This is a genomic window from Roseinatronobacter bogoriensis DSM 18756 (assembly GCF_004366635.1).
Classification (GTDB): domain Bacteria; phylum Pseudomonadota; class Alphaproteobacteria; order Rhodobacterales; family Rhodobacteraceae; genus Roseinatronobacter; species Roseinatronobacter bogoriensis.
In genome coordinates this window covers 1-19,211 of record NZ_SORN01000012.1, presented here as the reverse complement: position 1 = coordinate 19,211, position 19,211 = coordinate 1, and the positions used below count along the sequence as shown (strand labels likewise).

Annotated in this window: 19 protein-coding genes and 1 pseudogene; 11 read left to right on the top strand and 9 right to left on the bottom strand. The window is 54.6% G+C overall.

Features of this window, described 5'->3' with window-relative positions:
• Positions 1-211: 211 nt before the first annotated feature.
• From EV660_RS17025 to EV660_RS17000, 7 genes and pseudogenes are all read right to left on the bottom strand, one after another.
• Positions 212-874, bottom strand: a complete 663-nt coding sequence (locus EV660_RS17025; protein WP_071479116.1) for a TenA family protein — start codon at positions 872-874, stop codon at positions 212-214.
• Complete coding sequence (locus tag EV660_RS17020; RefSeq protein ID WP_071479117.1) at positions 871-1,785, bottom strand: ribokinase; 915 nt, start codon at positions 1,783-1,785, stop codon at positions 871-873. The genes EV660_RS17025 and EV660_RS17020 overlap by 4 nt, the downstream gene beginning before the upstream one ends.
• A complete protein-coding gene (locus tag EV660_RS17015; protein ID WP_244927336.1) occupies positions 1,785-2,747 on the bottom strand; it encodes a carbohydrate kinase family protein in 963 nt (320 codons plus the stop codon). Before EV660_RS17015 ends, EV660_RS17020 begins: the two co-directional genes overlap by 1 nt.
• A gap of 75 nt (positions 2,748-2,822) precedes the next feature.
• Positions 2,823-2,963, bottom strand: a pseudogene (locus tag EV660_RS19125) (LacI family DNA-binding transcriptional regulator); the annotation flags it as partial.
• Entirely contained in the window at positions 2,960-3,727 is a 768-nt protein-coding gene (locus tag EV660_RS17010; RefSeq protein WP_071479119.1) for an ATP-binding cassette domain-containing protein, read from the bottom strand. The pseudogene EV660_RS19125 and the gene EV660_RS17010, both read right to left, overlap by 4 nt.
• Positions 3,724-4,758 (bottom strand): ABC transporter permease, encoded by a 1,035-nt coding sequence (locus tag EV660_RS17005; RefSeq protein ID WP_157798968.1) that lies wholly within the window; start codon positions 4,756-4,758, stop codon positions 3,724-3,726. The genes EV660_RS17010 and EV660_RS17005 overlap by 4 nt, the downstream gene beginning before the upstream one ends.
• An 83-nt stretch (positions 4,759-4,841) precedes the next feature.
• Entirely contained in the window at positions 4,842-5,771 is a 930-nt protein-coding gene (locus EV660_RS17000; protein WP_071479121.1) for a substrate-binding domain-containing protein, read from the bottom strand.
• A gap of 146 nt (positions 5,772-5,917) precedes the next feature.
• Here EV660_RS17000 and EV660_RS16995 point away from each other — a divergent pair, with 146 nt between their 5' ends.
• The 3 genes from EV660_RS16995 (at position 5,918) to EV660_RS16985 (ending at position 7,929) form a co-directional block, all read left to right on the top strand.
• Complete coding sequence (locus tag EV660_RS16995; protein ID WP_071479122.1) at positions 5,918-6,781, top strand: BtpA/SgcQ family protein; 864 nt, start codon at positions 5,918-5,920, stop codon at positions 6,779-6,781.
• Positions 6,778-7,056, top strand: a complete 279-nt coding sequence (locus tag EV660_RS16990; RefSeq protein ID WP_071479123.1) for a hypothetical protein — start codon at positions 6,778-6,780, stop codon at positions 7,054-7,056. Before EV660_RS16995 ends, EV660_RS16990 begins: the two co-directional genes overlap by 4 nt.
• Positions 7,057-7,386: 330 nt before the next feature.
• A complete protein-coding gene (locus EV660_RS16985) occupies positions 7,387-7,929 on the top strand; it encodes a UPF0149 family protein (protein WP_232727329.1) in 543 nt (180 codons plus the stop codon).
• Between the two features lie 336 nt (positions 7,930-8,265).
• On the opposite strand, the gene EV660_RS16980 is transcribed toward EV660_RS16985, so the two are convergent.
• A complete protein-coding gene (locus tag EV660_RS16980) occupies positions 8,266-9,192 on the bottom strand; it encodes a LysR family transcriptional regulator (protein WP_084634583.1) in 927 nt (308 codons plus the stop codon).
• 287 nt (positions 9,193-9,479) lie between these two features.
• Between EV660_RS16980 and EV660_RS16975 the strand changes: the two genes are divergently transcribed.
• The 8 genes from EV660_RS16975 to EV660_RS16940 all read left to right on the top strand — a co-directional run bounded on the left by EV660_RS16975 (position 9,480) and on the right by EV660_RS16940 (position 17,183).
• Positions 9,480-10,262: an enoyl-CoA hydratase/isomerase family protein gene (locus EV660_RS16975; RefSeq protein WP_071479124.1), complete on the top strand. Its 783-nt coding sequence runs from the start codon at positions 9,480-9,482 to the stop codon at positions 10,260-10,262.
• A gap of 12 nt (positions 10,263-10,274) precedes the next feature.
• Positions 10,275-11,465, top strand: a complete 1,191-nt coding sequence (locus EV660_RS16970; protein WP_071479125.1) for an ATP-grasp domain-containing protein — start codon at positions 10,275-10,277, stop codon at positions 11,463-11,465.
• A 1-nt stretch (position 11,466) separates the two neighbouring features.
• Complete coding sequence (locus EV660_RS16965) at positions 11,467-12,390, top strand: succinate--CoA ligase subunit alpha (RefSeq protein ID WP_071479126.1); 924 nt, start codon at positions 11,467-11,469, stop codon at positions 12,388-12,390.
• Complete coding sequence (locus EV660_RS16960) at positions 12,387-13,208, top strand: citryl-CoA lyase (protein WP_071479127.1); 822 nt, start codon at positions 12,387-12,389, stop codon at positions 13,206-13,208. The genes EV660_RS16965 and EV660_RS16960 overlap by 4 nt, the downstream gene beginning before the upstream one ends.
• A gap of 2 nt (positions 13,209-13,210) precedes the next feature.
• A complete protein-coding gene (locus tag EV660_RS16955; protein WP_084634584.1) occupies positions 13,211-13,696 on the top strand; it encodes a tripartite tricarboxylate transporter TctB family protein in 486 nt (161 codons plus the stop codon).
• 6 nt (positions 13,697-13,702) lie between these two features.
• Entirely contained in the window at positions 13,703-15,190 is a 1,488-nt protein-coding gene (locus EV660_RS16950; protein WP_071479129.1) for a tripartite tricarboxylate transporter permease, read from the top strand.
• Between the two features lie 37 nt (positions 15,191-15,227).
• Positions 15,228-16,259 (top strand): tripartite tricarboxylate transporter substrate binding protein, encoded by a 1,032-nt coding sequence (locus EV660_RS16945; protein WP_157798969.1) that lies wholly within the window; start codon positions 15,228-15,230, stop codon positions 16,257-16,259.
• A gap of 180 nt (positions 16,260-16,439) precedes the next feature.
• A complete protein-coding gene (locus tag EV660_RS16940; RefSeq protein ID WP_071479130.1) occupies positions 16,440-17,183 on the top strand; it encodes a TSUP family transporter in 744 nt (247 codons plus the stop codon).
• Between the two features lie 871 nt (positions 17,184-18,054).
• On the opposite strand, the gene EV660_RS16935 is transcribed toward EV660_RS16940, so the two are convergent.
• Positions 18,055-18,516 carry an Lrp/AsnC family transcriptional regulator gene (locus EV660_RS16935; protein ID WP_071479132.1) on the bottom strand — a complete coding sequence of 154 codons (462 nt, stop codon included), beginning with the start codon at positions 18,514-18,516 and terminating at the stop codon, positions 18,055-18,057.
• Positions 18,517-19,211: the final 695 nt, after the last annotated feature.

Below are 19,211 nucleotides of genomic sequence, written 5' to 3'. Positions count from 1 at the left end.
GTTGCTATCACATACCAAAGACCAGCCGCACCACAGCCGATAATAAAGATTACGCAAATCCTGAAGCGAAACGACAAAGACAGATGTGCCCAGAATACTGCTGAGTACTGACGTTTAATGAGCGCTTGACCTCTACGAAGGTAGCGGGCACCGTGATCACCCGCGCTCGTGTGACGCGACTGTTGGCCTTTGCCTCAAGAGCACTCATGGATTACACCCCTTCAGATGAGTCGTGATCTGCTGATTGCAGATCCAATGGAGCGGAATGGAAAGCCACCTCAAGGTTCACTGCTCCGGCAAACGCTGTTGATGCCTGCTCGAACTGTTCCGCATTTTGGACAGCCTTATCAAGCTCGGAGTCGATCCAGGTTACCCCGCGCAGAAAGCGCTCTTCTGTGTGCAGCGCGAACCAATCCTGAAGCAATGGATCATCTAATCGCCCCGCGACCAAACGCCGGGATACCTCTGCATAGGTCCACTCGGCTGCAAGCATTGCTGCGAGCCCTTCATGATACCCTCCATGACATGAAATCGCTGTCATTCCTTCGCAGAACTCGTCTACAGCACCGGGCCATGGCATGCTCGGTGGTGGCCCTATGCGCGCGAGGATGCGAGAAAACACATCGGTTTGCTCATGCGTCAAACCATACAGGATACCAACAAGATGCCTTCTTGCCTCGATATCTGGAGCTTTTAGCAAAATATGGCCGAATATCGTTACAGCCTGTTCAACGAAGCGGTGTTCAAAATGAAAATATGCATCGCGTTCGATATCCCTGAGCAAGCCCTCAGCGGCTTTTGTGAAAAATCGATGATCCACAAACTCCGCGAGCGCGGAACGGTTCGCATTACGGATGCTTTCGGCAATATTCATTGGGGCTCACACTCTCTGGAATTTTCAAAAAGCCGTGCCAGTTCTTCCTTGCTGGGGAAGGCGGACCATGTTCCGTGGCGGCTGACCGTGATGGCAGCGGCGTTGGCAGCTACAGCTAAAGCCTTGGCAGCAGTAGCATTGCGAGCGCGGGCGGCAATATATGTGCTGCAAAAAGTGTCTCCGGCTCCAGCAGTGTCAACAACCTGAGTCGGAGCGGATGGCACTTCTGCATGCTCTCCGTCACGCCACCACTGTGCGCCTGCAGCACCCAAAGTCATCACGACCTCACCAGCCCCCGCTGCCAGTAGATAAGACGCTGCATCGGATGGATGCCTTTGCCCTGACAAAACCTGTCCTTCATGAACGTTCAAAACCAAGACATCAATGAATGGCAGAAGCGGTGAGTAATCCCACCGGATCGGCGAGGGATTGACAATCACTTTTCCTTCTCGAGCATGCACATGTTTGATCGCCGCTGATGTGGTTGGATATGAAAGATTGCCCTGCACAAGCAGGATGTCCCCCGTCTCGATGTCTTGCAAGGCGGCAATAGCATTATCCGGGGTCAAAGAGTCTGCTGCCTGTGTCGAGGAAACAATATGGTTCTCACCATCCTCAGAGACAGAAATAATAGATTGGTCAGTTGAGCATTCAGGTATCAAAACAAGGTTTGCCTGTAGCGGTTCGTCAGCAAGCTGACGGATGAGATCCGCCGAAACAGTATCTTCACCCACCGGGCAGGACAGAGACACTGTCAGTCCGCAGCGTGCAGCAATCAAAGCCTGATTCAGCCCTTTGCCGCCAATATCTCGATCACGTCGGTTTGCTATCAGTGTTTCGCCAGGTAATGGCAAGCGGGGGACCCGAAACAAGATATCTTCGGTGACATTGCCCAGAACATGTAACCGCATCAAACAGTCTCCTGAAGCATCTGGCGTGCATCCGACAAACGGGTGCGCACTTCCTGCGCACCGATACCTGTCATGACCCGGGACGCGCAGATACACGCCAAAGCCGCCGCCTGAGCGGCATCCACGTCATGCAAACGCTGGCCGAGGTAGGCACCAATAAATGCATCACCTGCACCTGTACCATCCACAACCTCGACCGACAGCGCGGGGACCCTTATGGGGCGCGTGGGTGCCACCGCGGGGAAAACCGCAGCCCCGTCCATTCCAAGTGTCAGAAGGCATTCGGCCCTTTGCCCGGAAAGACTGGCGAGCTTTTCAGCCAAAGCCTCTATCAGCCGGTCCGAAGGCATTGTCCGACCCAGAATCTGTGTAGCTGATCGCCGGCTCAAAAACACTCGATCAAGCTTCAAAACTAATTCAGCGAATCCATCCGCTGTTCTAAAATAATCTTCAAGGCCAGTGTCCTGTGTGCTCAATGTCCAACCTTGTTTTCGCAATTGCGCCACGAGTGGAAGCATTGCACGGGCATGATAGCCTTCAAAGTGCATGTGGCATCGTCGGCGCATGGGACCTACGGACAGGCTATCAACAAGGTCTTTGCTATCGAGCGGAAAAGGTTCGTTGATCTTGGTACGCTCCCCACCTTCTTCGATCAGCACAATACAGCGCGACAATCTTTCATTGAACGGGCTACGCACCGCGCGGGCGCGGACCCCCCGTTCGGCTAACCGCTCCAAAGCCCAGAGGCTGTCAGCATCGTTACCAATAGCTGTTGCCAATTCAACGTCCAGCGCGCAAGCAGGACCGAGTGCAGCAGCCGCAACAGCTACATTTGCTGCGGGACCTCCTAGTGCTTTTGAAATGCGCGCTGCGGTTGCACGATCGCCACGGTGAGGCATCACCGGCAATCTTGCAATCAAATCAACCGAAATATAGCCCATTGAAACCAGCAGTGGTGTCAAATCGCCGTTCAACGCGGGAGAGCTGCCAGGGGCAGCCACAGGAGCGGCCGGAAATGTAAGTGTCGATGGCAGGTACCCGATTTCGCGCATTGCAGTATAGACACGCTCGCGCGTATGCGAGCGCACCCTCCCAGGACTGTTCAACACATTGGAAACCGTACCGATCGAAACCCCTGCAGCGGCTGCTACATCGGCTATGCCTACGCGCCGTTTCATACGGCAACCAAAGGTTTGCGTGGGTCTGCACCAGTAACGATCATCTCCACAAGATCCGCATTATCCGTATCATGCACCTCGCGTTCGCCAACCAGTTGACCCTGTTTCATTACCATAAACCGATCGCCAACAGCGAAGATGTCCTCAAGGCGATGGCTAATGATGATTACGGCCACACCTGATTTCTTCAAACGGGTGATGGTTTCGCGTACACGCTCGATCGCAGGAGCGCCGAGATTGGCAGTCGGTTCGTCCATGATAACAAGGCGCGCCTCGAACCCTGTCGCACGCGCAATTGCTACGGCTTGCTGCTGCCCACCGGAAAGCGCCTGTACTGGCAGCGTCACTGCGGGCACGCGTAAGCCAAGCGCTGCGAACATTTCTTTCGCGCGAACATTCATGGCACTTCGATCCAACACCTTCACCCCTGCAATGCGTCGGGTGATTTCGCGGCCAAGGAAAATATTCTGGGTCACTGTAAGCTCTGGGACAAGTGCGAAATCTTGGTAAATCATTTCGATGCCTGCATCACGTGCAGCAATAGGATGTGCAAATGTCGCAGGTTTCCCATCGATCAGGATTTCTCCGCTATCAGCCCGTAATGCACCAGCAAGGATTTTCATAAGCGTGGACTTTCCCGCCGCGTTATCCCCAATCAGGCCCAGCACGCCACCAGCCTCGAGTCGCAATGAAACTTTCGACAATGCAGTGACGGCACCAAAAGTCTTGGAGATGTTCCGCATCTCGATCAGAGGTGTGGTCATTTGCTTACCTCCTGTTCATCATCTGGATTGGCCCGTGCCCATGCTTCTGCCTTGCGATTTAGTACGGTATTCATGAGCACAGCCATCACCAAGATTATCCCTGTCACAACCTGGACCCAGTATGGGTTGACTCCGTGAAGGTTCAGCCCGTTGCGCACGAAGTTGATCAGCAGCGCGCCAACGACAGTTCCGGCAATGGTAGCGCGACCACCAAAGAGACTGGTACCGCCCAGAACAGTTGCCGCAATCACATCCAGTTCCAGCATCATGCCTGCGTTGGGAGATCCGTTAGAAAGGCGCGCCGAGATAACTATACCGCCCAATGCGGCCAACCCACCAGTAATCGCGTATACGGTAATTTTGATGCGCGTAATGGCGAGGCCCATTACGCGGGCCGCTTCTTCACGGCCACCTGTTGCAAGCACATAGAGTCCGAACCGCGTTCGATTGAGCACAAACCAACCGACTACGGCGACAACAGTCGCAATAATCAGCGGTGTATTGACGCCGAAAATATCTCCACGCCCTATAAACACGAATACTGGGTCCGAGATTGGGACCGCGCGACCGTCCGAATAAACGAACCCGACCCCACGAAACGATGTCAGCGCGGCCAAGGTCACGACAAAGGCTGGCACTCCTAGTGTTATGATGAAACCGTTCAGCGCGCCAAGCATCGCGCCGACAACGATCACCAACCCAATTACCAGATAAGCTGGCAGACCTGCGACAAGCCATGCAGCCGTGAGCACAGAGATCAGCGCAACCAACGAGCCCACTGACAAATCGATCCCGGCTGTCGCCATTACGAAGGTCATTCCGACGCCGATTATTATGATTGGCGCTGCTTGCCGAGCTACGTTTAATATGTTGGTTGAGGTCAAAAAATGTTCTGAGGACAGGGCCATCGCCACCATCCAGAGAGCCAAGGCGATAAACATTCCATAGCGAACAAGGAATACCGCCGCCATGCGCATATCGAACGCAGGGTTTTTGGCCTTTCGCCTAATAGTTGAGTTCACGTCGCTCATGCAGGCTCCGTTATTTTGAAATCTTGAAGGGAACATCCCGGCCACCGTGCAGTGCGCCGGGAATCGCAGAAATCAGATCAACCTTAACGGAATTGATCGACGTTGAAGGGTGTGACCACCGTTGGATTATACGAGACGACCGACGGGACATCTTCACCGTTTAGGTAATCGACCAAAAGGCGTACTGCCTGCTCGCCACCATAATCGGGCGATTGCTTCAGGAACCCAACAAGGCGCCCTTCTTCGAGTGGTGCAATAAAAGGTTGAGGGATATCATCCCAACCAAAGAACGCGATGTCGCGGTTTTGACTCAGACCTGCAGCGAGGCCACCTTGCAACTGCGGGTCACCAGTAGCGTAAATCACATTGATATCGGGATTGGCGGTCAACATATTCTCTGCTTCAGCCTGCGCGACTTCAAGGATATTGCGCCCATCACCTTCGGCTACGATCTCTACCCCGGGAAGCGCCTCCAGAGCGGCCAGAAACCCATCACGACGCGCCAATTGCACTTCGGAGGATGCGATCATCAGACCGATCCGGGCCTCGCCCCCCATTGCGCCCGCAATATATCCGGCCACATATTGCCCAAACTCGCGGGACGCATCAAATTGCGGCACCCCGATCAATGCCAGCACATTGGGATGATCTATTTGTGTATCGAGTGTAACCATCGGAATGCCCGCGGCCTCGGCCTGCTCGATCGGACCGAAGAGCGAGTTGCTTTCAATAGGGTCCATTACGATCGCATCCACCCCACGTGAAATACAATCCTCGACCAAGGTGACCTGACGACTTGCATCAGCTTGCGGATCAAGCACCGTCAAATTAACACCCAGCTCATCAGCTGCGCGTTGACCTCCCTCCACACTCGACTGAAAATAGGCGATCTGCAACGAAAAGGTCACAAAGCATATGTTCGGGCCTTCTTGTGCGATTGCGCCATTTGGCGTCACAAAACCGGCTGCCACCAGCGCGGTCGCAGCCGTTATCGTTTTTATCCGAGTCGTCATGAGTCTGTCTCCCTGCGAGATTATTTTTGAAAGTTTTCAAAACTTGACAAACGCGTGCGGGTTGGTCAACCCTTTTGTTGAGCTGAAGGCGAAGCTGCTTTCAGCGTCATGATGCACATAATTACAGCAATAAGGAAAGCAGTCGCATGCCTGAGGTTGCCACATCGACATCTGATAACGCGCTAAGAAATTCCTCTATTTTGAGAATTTTCAAAAAAGACAGAGTAGCGATCGGAGTCGTTCATTGCCCGGCCTTCCCTGGAAGCCCACGCCATGATGGTCGTCCGATCAAGGATATCTATGAGGCTGCCCTGCGCGACTGCCACGCCTATACACAAGGCGGCATTGACGGATTAATTATTGAAAATCACGGTGACCTGCCATTCCTACGCCCCGAGGATATCGGCCATGAAACCACGGCGTTCATGACCGCAATCACGCGCCAAGCCATCATCGAAACCGGGTTGCCAGTCGGAGTTAATGTGCTGGCAAACGCTCCGATTCCGGCACTGGCAGTTGCCGCTGCGTCTGGGGCGCAGTTCATTCGGGTAAATCAATGGGCCAATGCTTATGTCGCAAATGAAGGTCTGTTGAATGGTGAAGCAGCATTAGCCTTGCGCTATCGACGACAGATCGCGGCACAGCATGTCGCCGTGTTCGCCGATAGCCACGTCAAGCATGGCGCACATGCCATTACTGCGGACCGGACTGTCACTGAGCTCACGCGGGATCTGGAGTTTTTTGATGCTGACGGCGTTATCGCCACGGGCCAGCGCACCGGAGACGCTGCATCTGAGGATGAGTTGGTTGGGATCAAGCATGCGACAAGACTGCCGGTTCTCGTTGGCTCTGGCGTCACTGAAGACAATGTGGAAAATATGCTGACCCATGCCAATGGTGTAATTATTGGATCATCGCTCAAGGAAGGCGGTGTCTGGTGGAACCCGGTAGAAGAGCCTCGCGTCCGCAGCTTCATGTCGCATGTACAGAAAGTTCGGGACGGATCATGATATTGTTTTTCCGGATAGTCATCATGATTGTTGGGCTGGGAGCATTGCCGAAACTTGCATCCGACCACCCCACTGCTGATTGCGAGCATCGGCTCAAGATAACTTTGGAGATTATGCTGGCAGGCCCACTCCTCAAGGAAGAGCAGGCAACCGGGCTTATGTGGTTACGCATGGACGCTCAGGAAGCGCTTGAGCGAGGTGACGAAGAAAAATGCGCGATGCTCGTCAGTGTCGCAGAATTGCTTCTGGGGATTACGGAACCTGATGGCAGATAAGAGACAAATGAATTGGATTGATCGCCTGCATAAACTCTGGGACGGGACCCTTCAATTTGGGCATGGTAGCTTCACGAATCTTCCCGCTTCAGATGCTGCGCCGACTTAGCGGCGCAGCGCCGCATGCCGAATGAGTTAAACGCCCGTCGATCAGCTCAACCATGATTCAGAGAGACTAACGTAATTCACTGCCTATCCCCATGGCCAACCCCGCAGAGGGCTGGAACGCATCGCAATTTGCGTGCCGAGCGAGGAGGCGGAGCGGTTCAAGCAGGCTGCAGAATTCGAGGTAGACCAGAACTCGCGCCATACGCCCTGCCCTTCGAGACCATGCCCATGGCGCTGAGCGAGTTTGACGGGTACATCACCGGCCTTCTCGCCTGCCCCGAGATGATCCCGTCTTCCGAACGGCTCCCCCATGTCTGGGTCGACACCGGCGATGCGCAGTTTCCTGACCAGAAGACCACCGAGAAAACCATCGGGGCCGTCATGGAGCATTTCAATTCCGCGGCCGGGACCATGACCAGATCACTGTGGTGTGAGCCGATGTATGAAGTCGACCCGAATAGTGACGAGGTCCTGTCGGAGCCGTGGGTGGACGGTTTCACCCGCGCCATGCGGCTACGACCAAACGCAGGGGAGGCGCTTCTCGATCGCGCAGATGAAAAAACCTGGGCCAGCATGATCTTCCTGATGGCGCTGCAGGACATCAATCTTGGGCAAAGCAAGTTCACCGAGGTTGAGATCGATGAAATCGACCTTGAGGCCCCCGACCTGATCCCGAATTGTGTGGCCGCCATCCTGACGCAGTCGCGGCCTGAACGTAAGCGACGGCTGCGGCGAACCTGCCGGGCAGCCCTTACGCCGCACTGACGAAACAAGGCCGCAACGATCCGTTGCGTCTGCGGTCGGGCCGGAAATACAAGCTGTGCTGTGGCCGAAACTGAAAGAAGCAAGCTCGCCCGGGATTTCCTGCATTCTGGAAAACCGAGGAACTCAACGCGCGATGCAACATCCACGGGAGCGGACACTCAATGCAGCTTTCCGATGGGGTGACGGCACCGACTGACTATGTCGAAGAGAGTGCATCAGCGACATTCAGGCAGGCCGCAGCATGGAAGGCAGCTTACCATACGCCCTCGGATATTCACTGCCCCACACTTTACAGTGCTCTCCCGACACGTGCATACCGGAACAGTGCCGCATGCGTCAGGCAGTGTCTGCTTCGGGGCAAAATTCGGCGGCCGAATCTTCTAGCGCCGCACACAAGCCCCGCACGAAGCCTGAGGGGGCCACGTTCTCACGCCATAAGACGCCCAGTGTTCGCACGAGAGGAGGATTCCCGAATGCAATATGGCGCACGCCATCGGGAAACGGGTCCGGCATCCGCCGAAGGGGAAGAACTGTAACGCCCAAACCGTTGCGGACCAGGTTCATCGCCGCATCAAATGAGTCGACCTCGGCCAATATGCTTACTTCAATGCCACGCTCCGCCAATTCCCGCTGTATGGTGCGGCCAAGACCCCAAGCAATTCTCCGGTAGCGTATGAAAGGCAACCCGTTCAGCAGATCCACGTCGCGCTTGCCGGACAAGCCTGCAGGAGCGACGACCATTAAAGGCTCTACACAAATAGTTTGCCAGGTGAGGCCTGCATGTATGTTGCCCGATAGGGGCTGAACCGCAGCATCCAGCTCGCCGACCCGAACCATTGCATCGAGTTCGTCTGCGAGACCCGTGCGGATCGTCACGCGAACCCGCGGAAACGCATCACGAAACCGCTTTAGCGCGAATGGAAGAATTCCACTTGTGACGGTCTGTACTGCGCCGAGTTTGAACAACCCGGATTCCTCAGGCGATTTCTCGTGCCTCTTCATGCGCCCCCACACAGCCAGCATTTCGCGCGCCTGATCGAGCACAAACTGGCCTTCGCGGGTTAACCGTGGCGGGCGGGTGCTTCGGTCGAATAAGGGTTGGCCAAACTCTTCTTCCAGCGCGGCAATGCGAATGCTGACACCTGATCGCGACAACCCCAATGACTTGCCTGCATCCGAGAAGCTGCCGTGCCTTACCACGGCCAGAAGTGTTTCCAAGTTTCGTATATCCATTCTGATGACCTTTCCAAATATGATTCGCATTTCCTTCTCTCGAAATTGTCGAGCGAAGAGCGACCATTGCCTGACACCTGACGGTTTCCCGAGCTACCTGACTCCATATGTCGAGTATTGCTCAACATATAAAAACTTATAGTAAAAATATTGACACAAGAACAAAAATTCCCAACACTATCGCTACGAGGAGACAAGCGGTGGTGCGCTACCGCTAACCAAATCCAAAATGGGAAAAGCGATATAATCGTATCGCAAAGGATGCTCCAAGAGCGCCCTAACATACTGTTATGCTTATAACTTGAAGGAGTCAGTACATGAATGTGGGGCTGGATGTTTCGCAACACGGTGGTGTGCTGCTGGTGTGTTTGAATCGACCTGAGGTCCTTAATGCCATCAACACGGCACTCGGGCAGGCATTGCTGGATCTGTTTGATGGTGTGAATCGGGGCGCGCGCCCTGATGCAAGAGTTATCGTAATGACAGGTGAAGGAGCGCGCGCTTTTTGCGTCGGGGGTGACCTGAAGGAACGCAATGGCATGTCCGATGCGGACTGGCGCGCGCAACGTGTCATCTTCAAGGGATATAATAGCGCCATGGAGCGTTGCCCCGTCCCTATCCTGTGTGCGGTGAATGGCTTTGCCTTGGGTGGCGGTGCGGAAATGGTACTGCGCAGTGATTTTGCGTATGCGTCAGAGCAAGCAGAATTTGGCTTTCCCGAGAGCCGCAGAGGGTTCATGCCTGGTTCTGGTGGCACCCAACGTTTCGCGCGCGTGGCAGGGCAAGCTCGCGCCATGGAGTGGATCATGACTGGCGAACGCTTCAGCGCCCAGAAGGCGCTTGAGTGGGGGTTGGTCAATCGCATCCTGCCCCAACAGGATGTTCTGCCAGCACTTCTGGAAACAGCGCAAAAAATCGCAGCAAATCCTGATCGGGCCATCCGTGTGATCAAGCAAGTCATCCGAGCGGGCGCCCAAGCAGATATTGAAACAGCGCTTCACCTCGAAACTCTTGGACAGCAAGTTCTGACCGGCGCCGCTGATCGGCAAGAAGGCATCGCGGCCTTCGTAGAGAAGCGCCAGCCAAACTGGCAGGACTAATAAGGATACATCATGCGTTACTTGACCGAGGACATCGGAAAGCAGATCCTACGAAAGACGGGGCTGCCTGTGCCAAACGGCTTTCGTGCCGAAACACCGCAAGCTGCCGCTGATGCTGCCGAACAGCTTGGTGGGCAAGCCGTCGTCAAAGCACTTGTCCCAACCGGGCGGCGTGGCAAAGCCAATGCAGTGCGGCTCACTGATACTCCGGCTGAGGCCCGCAAAGCCGCCGAAGACCTGCTTGATGCAACGATCAACGGCCATTTATGCAAGGCGGTTTACGTAGAAGAGCGCGTAGATATAGCCTCTGAACTCTATCTTTCGTTCATTCTGGAAGACTATCCCCCACGCATTCTTGCATCAACAGAGGGTGGGGTTGAAATCGAGACAGTCCATCAGAACCGCCCCGAAGCGATCATAACTGCAACAATCGACCCGCTAAAGGGTTTGCCCGTCTGGGATGCAATCAACATCTGGGAGCGCGCGGGTTTACCCAGCGCCCAACTCCCAGCTGTAGCCAAGGTTACAGCAGCCCTTCAAACAGTATTTGAACGCAATAAGGGAATAATGCTGGAGCTGAACCCGCTTGTGATTGATTCTAACGGTCGTGTGTCTTTGGTCGGCGCGATGATGGCCATAGAAGATGACACGATGGCCGAGGTCAACGAAGATACACCCCGAACTGATCGCGAAATGCGCGAAGATCGTGTTCGCAAAGTAAGTCGGGAGCTTCCGGGTGGCATGGTGCGATACACAGAACTGGATGGTAATATCGGAATGTTTGTCGGCGGCGGCGGTGCAGGCCTGCACCAGCATGACCTTATTCTCGCTGCAGGAGGCAGACCAGCAAATCACACTGACGCCTCTACTCAGAACCCGGACAAAGTCCGAGAACTGATCGATGTGATCCTGGACAACCCCCAAGTGAAGAGCTTGTTCATCAGCTGGCATTACCAACAGATGGCGCAGATAGACAAACGGGTCATTCCCGCGCTTGAAGCGTTAACAGCGCGCGGGATTGATGCGCGCGAATTTCCGGTTGTCATTCGTATGTTCGGGCAGGGTGAGGAAGCTGCGCGCAGCGCCGCCGCTGCCATTCCTGGTGTGCATTACCTACCCCATGGCGCCCCCATGACAGATGGGATCGATCTGATCGTGAGGCTCACGGCCAAAGCACGCTCTCAAACGCAAATGGAGGTGTGAAATGGCCATAATGATAGACAAGTCGACCAGAGTTCTGGTGCAAGGATTGACAGGACGGCAGGCTCAGGTTGACAGCGCAAATTGCCTTTCTTACGGCGCGCAGATAGTTGCCGGCGTAACCCCCGGAAAAGGGGGCCAGGAAGTCTTGGGCCTTCCGATCTACAACTCGGTCCGTGGCGCAACGCTGCGTCATGATATTGATGCAAGCGTAATCTATGTGCCTGCCGCGGGGGCGGCGTCAGCGGCTTTGGAAGCTCTGCATGCCGGGGTGAGGCTGGTTCTTATCACGTCTGAGGGCATTTCTCGTCATGAAATGGCGCGTGTGGTTGCCACCGCAGCTTCCAGGGGCGCAAGCGTCGTTGGCCCGAATACGAATGGTATTATTGTACCGGGTCAAACCAAGCTGGGTGGTATCGGTGGCAAAGATCCAGCAGACATATATGCGGCAGGCCGGATCGGAATATGTTCACGCTCTGGCGGGATGTCGGCCGAGATCGGCCTGTCGCTGAAAAGTGGGGGCTATGGCGTTTCTACCGGCATTGCCATGGGCGGCGATCGTGTGACAGGGGGGCGCATGGTCGATTACGTGCGCCTGTTCGAAGAAGACCCTCAGACCGACGCGATCGTAATCTATGGCGAACCAGGTTCAGAGAACGAAATGGATCTGGCCCGCCACCTGCACGAAAATGGGGTTCGCAAGCCTATACTGGCTTTGATTGCGGGATTGTTCCAGGAAAACTATCCCACTGGTATGAGTTTTGGCCATGCTGCTGCGATGATTTCTTCAGCCGAAGACAGCGCCAGCGCCAAGCGTCGCCTGCTGGCACAAGCTGGTGCGATCATTGTGGACTCAATTTCAGACCTGCCACATTTGCTGCAGCAGGCTGGGATTTCCCCAACCCAGAACGTGGAGGAACTGACGTGAGCAATGAAACACGTGAGCATATCCGTGATTGGTGGCGCACTGACATCGTCAATGTTGAAGATGGAAACATTCGCTATCGCGGCTACGCCATCGAAGATCTGATTGGCAATGTCAGTCTGGTCGAAACTATCTGGCTGCTCCTGCGTGGCGAATTGCCTGATCCCAAGCAGGCGCGACTTCTGGAAGCTACGATGGTGGCTTCGGTAAATGCCGGGCCAATGTCACCTTCATGTGCAATCGCCGCCATGGCCATCACCTGCGGGGTCGGGCTGAACAATGCGATTGCCTCGGGGATCAATGCGCTGGGTGATACCCATGGCGGCGCAGGTCAGCAGGTAATGGAACGGCTTCTGTTAATCCGCGACAGTGACGGAACCGATATGCACGCTAAGGTTGCTACGCATCTTGAACAGTTTTTTGAGGAGGGAGGCCGCTTTCTGCCTGGATTTGGGCATCGGTTTCATAGTGTTGATCCACGCGCCCAACGTTTGCTTGAACTGATCGATGAAGCAACCGCTGACGGCGTAGTGCAGGGTGAATACGCGAAGATGGTGCGCGCCATGGAAGCAGAGCTGACCCGCCGAAAGGGCCGCAACATCCCGGTGAATGTGGACGGTGCATTTGCAGCCGTCCTGGCCGAGTTGGGCTTTGCGGCGCCTCTGGCGCGCGGGATCTTTGTTCTCGCCCGGGCAGCAGGCTTGCTGGCACATGCGGTCGAAAGCCAGACGGAAGGTCGCCGCATCAAGGGGCCGGTGCCGGACGATATCATGTACACATACTCGGGGCACGCCCCGCGCGCACTGCCCGGAGCGCAGTAATCATGGCACCACGTCCAAGCCTCAAGCAACGATTTACCCGCAGCTATCTGCATCTGCTTACGGGCATATTGCTGCTCGTGACTTCGGTGCTGTACCTGTGGTTAGCGACTAATGTCCGCGTCCCGCCTTTGGGTGACCCGATTGGACCTCGTTTCTTTCCACTTGGTTTGGGCAGTTTGCTTCTGATCTTTTCGGCGCTGATGCTGGGCAGCATTCTATGGCGTTCTTCGGAGCAAAATGATGCTGACAATATTCCAGGCCAGTTGCAGGCATGGGCTGTTCTCATGTTGCTTGTCGGGTTTGTGCTGGTTTTGCCGAAGGCAGGATTTCTGTTGTCGTCCACCGCATTTGCAACGCTTGTGTTAACTCTGATCCGGTTTCGCAGTTGGCCAGTCAACGTGCTGACGGCTGTGCTGATTGCAGGCAGCTTCCACATTGTTTTCCGTGTCTGGCTTGGGGTCCCCCTGCCATCACTCGCGTTAGGGTAGGTTTCTATGGATGTGCTTCTGAACTTGATGTCTGGCATACAGACCGCCGTCAGTGGGCCCAACCTCCTGTTCATCCTGCTGGGGGCATCGGTTGGCACATGGGTCGGTATGCTGCCAGGCATCGGCCCTGCGACAGCCATCGCTGTCTTGTTGCCATTTACGTTCTCGTTGGACCCGACCTCAGCCCTAATCATGCTCAGTGGCATCTATTTCGGAGCAATGTACGGCGGATCGATTGCATCAATCATGCTGAACATTCCAGGTGATGCGTCTTCGGTCATGTCCACGCTTGATGGTTATCCGATGACGCAGAAAGGCCGTGCGGGAGCCGCATTGCTTTTGGCTGCGACAGCCTCGTTCGTGGGCGGCACTTTGGGGCTGATTGGCCTGACACTGATCGCAGAACCTGTCTCTCGTCTGGCCCTGAGGCTCGGCCCGTCGGAGTATTTCATGCTGATGGTGTTTGCGCTTGCTGCGACTGCCAGTACAGTTCAAGGGTCCGCCGTAAAAGGATTTATTTCAGCACTTTTGGGGCTGGCTATCGCAACGATCGGGATAGATCTTCAAAGTGGGTCATCGCGTTTCACCTTCGGCACCCCTGAACTGATGGATGGCATCCCGCTATTGGTGGCAATAATAGGGGTATATGCTGTGACCGAAGTGATGATGACGGTCGAAGGCCTCGTTTCGGGACGTTGGCAAGCACCCAAAGCAATCGGGAAGCTTTGGGCGACCAAGGCAGAATGGTTGCGCGTGCGCTTTACCTTTTTTAGGGCTTCAGTCATTGGCTTTCTGGTTGGACTGATGCCCGGCGCTGGCGGTGCTGTAGCTACGTTGCTGGCCTATTCAACAGAAATGCGGTTCAGCCGCCGACGCGATGAATTCGGCAAAGGCGCTCCTGAAGGCCTGGTAGCCCCCGAAGCTGCAAACAACGCCTCAGTGTCTGGCGCGCTCGTGCCGCTTTTGACCTTGGGCATCCCGGGGTCGTCTGCAACGGCCGTGTTGCTGGGAGCGCTGATGATGCACGGTATCCAGCCGGGGCCACGTCTGTTCGTAGAGCAACCTGTGCTGACATGGGGAGTGATTGGAGGTCTCTATGTCGCCAATATTGCCCTTCTTGTTCTGAACGTACCACTGATTGGCCTGTGGGTGCGTATCCTAAAGGTTCCGGCGGCCCTCATGATGACGGTGATCCTTGTCTTAGCCATCGTGGGTTCATTCAGCCTGTCAAACAGCATGTTTGATGTGTGGCTCATGCTGTTATTTGGCGTTTTGGGTTACTTGATGCGCAAAACGGGTGTGCCTATTACGCCCATGATCCTTGGTCTTGTTCTAAGCGGGATGATTGAACAGTCGCTCCGCCAGACGCTGAGTTTGTCAGGTTCTGATTGGAGCGTGTTCGTCACACGCCCTGTCTCGCTCATCTTTTTATTGATGACCGTGGCGATGATTCTGCTCCCGCTTGTCGCCAAGCCACGTCGCGGGCAGCAGTAACATGCTTCGTCCGGCAAACACAGAAAGTGTTTTACGGATGAAGCGTCGAAACGACGGGCAACTGTCCGGTATCAAATGGGAGGAGAAAGAAATGAAGCGTCTTACCTTGAATTCTATGGCTCTGTTAGCCGGTGCTCTGTTAGCGGCGCCAGTTTTGGCAGACGAGGCGCCTGAGGGCCCCTTGGAGATTGTTGTCGGCGCAGGGCCCGGTGGTGGTTACGACCGGCTTGCACGCGCCATCCAGGAGGTTCTCGACACAGAAGGGATCATTCCCAACACCATCAATCTTACATATCAACCGGGCGCAGGAGGGGCCGTTGCCTGGGCAACAGTCAATCGCAGCGCGGGTGATATGACGAAGATATCAATCTTTTCACCAAATATCGTAACGGGAGAAGTGCTCGGGACAGACACGATTAGCTTTTCAGATATGACTATGCTGTCAATGCTCGTATTTGAGGATGGCTGCTTTGCGGTAAATCCTGACGCGGAAATCAACAGCGCAGAGAAACTGATTGAAGCGCTTCAGGACGATGCCAACAATGTGCGCTTTGGGTTTGCGGTTTCGGCGGGAAATCAGTGGCATGTTGCGATGGCGAGGTTGGTAGAGGCAGTGGGCGCCGATGTCTCTCGTTTGCGCTCGACTGTGTTTGACAGCGGTGGCCGCGCCGTTGCCGCACTGCTGGGAGAGCACGTCGATGTGGTTGCCACTGGTTGCGCGCAATTCGCTCAATATCACGAAGCAGGCGATCTGACTGTCATTGGGGTATCTGCCCCTGAGCGCATGGGCGGCGTGTTGGCGGATGTACCCACATGGCAGGAGCAAGGACATGATGTCGTGTGGGGGGCGTGGCGCGGAATTCTGGCCCCACGCGATTTGACTGAAAGCCAGATTTCTTGGTGGGAAGAAAAGCTGCGCGCTGTTACCGAATCGTCCGCTTGGATACCAGTCGCTGAAGAGAATTATTGGCGTACGGCCTTCCTCAATTCTGCGGATACCACCGAAATGCTGGTGGCTGAACGTGAAGAGTACGGCCGTGCATTACGCGCACTGGGTTTGATCGAATAGCAATTTGAACGCCATTGCGTTCACAGAACGCCCTGCAACGCGCGCAGGGCGTTCAAATTGGGCTGCCCCTTATTCGGAAACGGAAAGCACCAACGACAACGGAGCAGAGTGTTGCTTGCTTATCAATGTTTATATCCGGGTACGGTTTACTTTGCCAAAGCATGCTGGTCCTGATCTGGTATGAGTGGGTCAATTCTTGCGTTTTTTACCGTTCTGGTAATAACCACTTCCTTCCTCTCAGGTGTGTTTGGCATGGCAGGTGGTATGATCCTGATGGGAGGGCTGCTGCTGATTTTGCCTGTGGCCTATGCGATGATACTGCACGGGATCACACAGCTTACCGCAAACTTCTGGCGCGCGCTTCTTTGGTACGCTCATGTTAAGTGGTGGCTGGTATTTCGATATTCTCTCGGGCTTTTTGCAGCATGTGCTCTGTTCCTGTTCGTCCGCTTCGTTCCGGATCAAAGGCTGGTTTATATTTTTTTGGGCGTTATCCCGTTCTTGCCGCTCTTCATTCCCGACCATCATGTGCCGCGTGCCACTTCCACCGGTGGTGCAGAAAGCTGCGGCTTCATCTGTACATCAATGCAACTTGTATCCGGGATATCTGGTCCAACACTGGACCTTTTTTTTGTCAACACCAATGTTGGTCGCCGCGCCATTGTCGCCACCAAGGCTGCGTGTCAGGTCCTGACACATTTGGCCAAAGTTTTGTATTTTGGTGCTTTTCTGACTGCCGATACCAGTGTGGATCTTTCGGCAGCCGTCATTACTGTGGCCCTTGTATGCGCAGTTTTAGGCACTTCTCTTGCTCGCCCGGTGCTGGAGCGCATCAACGATGTCAGATTCCGGTTCCTAACGCGTTACATCATCATGTCAATCGGATTTGTCTACCTCGTCGTCGGCCTCTCGGGTTATGTATAACTGACAACTGGGTTCGTCCCAACAAAGGTACGCAAAGTGTTTCAAGTCGGGTCTTGCCCAGAGGCACATGTGGGGTTAGCGTCTTCTGCGGATCGGCGAGAGAACAGTTTATCATGGACAAAATCCTTGCAGGGATTCAGCCCATGTTCAAATACATCTCGTCGGTCGTTTCCACCCCAAAAATCAGCAAATCACGCCCGTGTCGTGTAGCGTGAGCCAACTGATGAAAGTGATGCCCTCATATTTCTCGTTACTCAGCCATGCGCCTCATGCATGGCGGGGCTGCGGGTTTCTGCGTTGCTGCATATCACCATCAGCATGTAAACGAACTCCAAAATGTCCATAGCTAATCCTTCAGGAGTCACAAATGGCTGTATTCGCAATTAAAAAAGGCAACAGCGCATTACGATTTACGTCCCCGTCGATTGCTTGGGTGCGACTCTGTTCTTTTCTGACAGCTATCAGCGCAGCACGTATCCTTGCCGCTGATCTCGAAATGGGTCGGGAGCCAACTCGCAGTGCGTTACATGACCTCGGGCTAAGCAGTTCGCAATTTGCTCATCGGTTCTAATTTGACCCGTCATCCAATCTCCACTCATTCATATTGAGTGGCTTTGGCTGTTGGTAAGCACAGTTCATGCCTAAAGCGTCGCGCGGAATAATTCCAGAACCCTTTGGCATCAAGATTGCGATCAAGCCTTCTATGGACGGGTTGGCTACGGTCCAGACAACGTCCCAAAAGCAGTCGATCAACGCCAATGCAGCGAGAATATGCATTCTTGCATTTGATGTCGTTGGTTTGGCTCTTGTCGAGATTCATTTAGTGATTTGGCGTTTCGCTCCCGTCAGGACCGATACTCTGATCATAGGTTTAATCCGCAATAACTGGCACCGCTAAGCTCGTCTTGACCCTGTCCATGACGGCACTTGTGCGGAAGCGCACCACATTGTCCTCTGCAAAGAAATGACGGCGGGTAAACGCTTCGAAATCAGCCATGTCGCGGGCTGACAGGATCAGGATGAAATCAGCATTTCCGGTCACATAATAGCATTGCATGACTTCGGGTGCCGCCCGCATCGCTGTCTTGAAACGGTCCAGATCGGCCTTGCGTTCGTTTTGCAAGGTCACTTCGACAATCAGGGTCAGTCCGCGCCCGACACTAGCGGGATCAAGGACCGCGATTTCGGCCTTGATGATTCCAGAGGCGCGCAATCGCGCCATGCGCTTGCGGCAGGCATCGGGCGACAATCCGATCTGATGCGACATCGCGTCGGCTGTGGTGCGGGCGTTTTGTTGCAGGATGTTCAGAATGTCCGCGTCGAATCTGTCCATCCCAGCAGTTAGCCGGAAATCCGGCCTATAGGGAAGGTGATTGAGTAGATTGCTCCGAGAATCGGCTTGGATTATCGCAATGCATCCGAAATCTGGCGCAGAGCACTCTGGTTTTTCCGGCCCCCTTGTCGGCTTTTGCGATAGGCTGTGACGAAACAGAACAGGATCTGGAATGCTGCAAGTTTTTACAAATCCCTGGCGTGGACGTGGGCTGCCAGCGGCTGGGTTGGCCCTAAGCTGCCGTTAATGTAGACCACATACGCTGCGGTGGAGCTTCACTGAAGTGGACGTTGGTCATGCCTGCTGCCCTGATTTCAACAACGTGACAATCATTCGGGCTCTCCGTTCGTTCTACTTGCGTGATCGGCTTCTTCGCAGTCGCGAGGCTACACAGAAGCATGGTCGGAGATACAATCGCGGCTGATGACCAGACTTTGACAAGTCTACTCCTCAGAATAGCATTCAAACCTGACCACTCAATGGGGGCAGACCAAACGAGAATGGGGTTCCGGAAATCGCAGTTCCGGAACCGCGATTGAGGGTTGTCACTGGAAAAACTCCGGACACAATGGCCATCTCAGCAGGTTCCGGAACCACCATAAAAACAGGGAATTCATCAGGAAGCGGGGGCGCAGCTAGGGGTTTCGAAAGGGGAAGTAAAGACCGTTAGGTTTTTTCTCCTCTTCGCCGGATAG

What these genes read in the sequence shown, in the direction of transcription:
- EV660_RS17025 (WP_071479116.1), bottom strand. Translation starts at nt 874, where the DNA reads ATGAATATTGCCGAAAGCATCCGTAATGCGAACCGTTCCGCGCTCGCG.
- EV660_RS17020 (WP_071479117.1), bottom strand. Translation starts at nt 1,785, where the DNA reads ATGCGGTTACATGTTCTGGGCAATGTCACCGAAGATATCTTGTTTCGG.
- EV660_RS17010 (WP_071479119.1), bottom strand. Translation starts at nt 3,727, where the DNA reads ATGACCACACCTCTGATCGAGATGCGGAACATCTCCAAGACTTTTGGT.
- EV660_RS17005 (WP_157798968.1), bottom strand. Translation starts at nt 4,758, where the DNA reads ATGAGCGACGTGAACTCAACTATTAGGCGAAAGGCCAAAAACCCTGCG.
- EV660_RS17000 (WP_071479121.1), bottom strand. Translation starts at nt 5,771, where the DNA reads ATGACGACTCGGATAAAAACGATAACGGCTGCGACCGCGCTGGTGGCA.
- EV660_RS16995 (WP_071479122.1), top strand. Translation starts at nt 5,918, where the DNA reads ATGCCTGAGGTTGCCACATCGACATCTGATAACGCGCTAAGAAATTCC.
- EV660_RS16990 (WP_071479123.1), top strand. Translation starts at nt 6,778, where the DNA reads ATGATATTGTTTTTCCGGATAGTCATCATGATTGTTGGGCTGGGAGCA.
- EV660_RS16985 (WP_232727329.1), top strand. Translation starts at nt 7,387, where the DNA reads ATGCCCATGGCGCTGAGCGAGTTTGACGGGTACATCACCGGCCTTCTC.
- EV660_RS16980 (WP_084634583.1), bottom strand. Translation starts at nt 9,192, where the DNA reads ATGCGAATCATATTTGGAAAGGTCATCAGAATGGATATACGAAACTTG.
- EV660_RS16975 (WP_071479124.1), top strand. Translation starts at nt 9,480, where the DNA reads ATGAATGTGGGGCTGGATGTTTCGCAACACGGTGGTGTGCTGCTGGTG.
- EV660_RS16970 (WP_071479125.1), top strand. Translation starts at nt 10,275, where the DNA reads ATGCGTTACTTGACCGAGGACATCGGAAAGCAGATCCTACGAAAGACG.
- EV660_RS16965 (WP_071479126.1), top strand. Translation starts at nt 11,467, where the DNA reads ATGGCCATAATGATAGACAAGTCGACCAGAGTTCTGGTGCAAGGATTG.
- EV660_RS16955 (WP_084634584.1), top strand. Translation starts at nt 13,211, where the DNA reads ATGGCACCACGTCCAAGCCTCAAGCAACGATTTACCCGCAGCTATCTG.
- EV660_RS16950 (WP_071479129.1), top strand. Translation starts at nt 13,703, where the DNA reads ATGGATGTGCTTCTGAACTTGATGTCTGGCATACAGACCGCCGTCAGT.
- EV660_RS16945 (WP_157798969.1), top strand. Translation starts at nt 15,228, where the DNA reads ATGAAGCGTCGAAACGACGGGCAACTGTCCGGTATCAAATGGGAGGAG.
- EV660_RS16940 (WP_071479130.1), top strand. Translation starts at nt 16,440, where the DNA reads ATGAGTGGGTCAATTCTTGCGTTTTTTACCGTTCTGGTAATAACCACT.
- EV660_RS16935 (WP_071479132.1), bottom strand. Translation starts at nt 18,516, where the DNA reads ATGGACAGATTCGACGCGGACATTCTGAACATCCTGCAACAAAACGCC.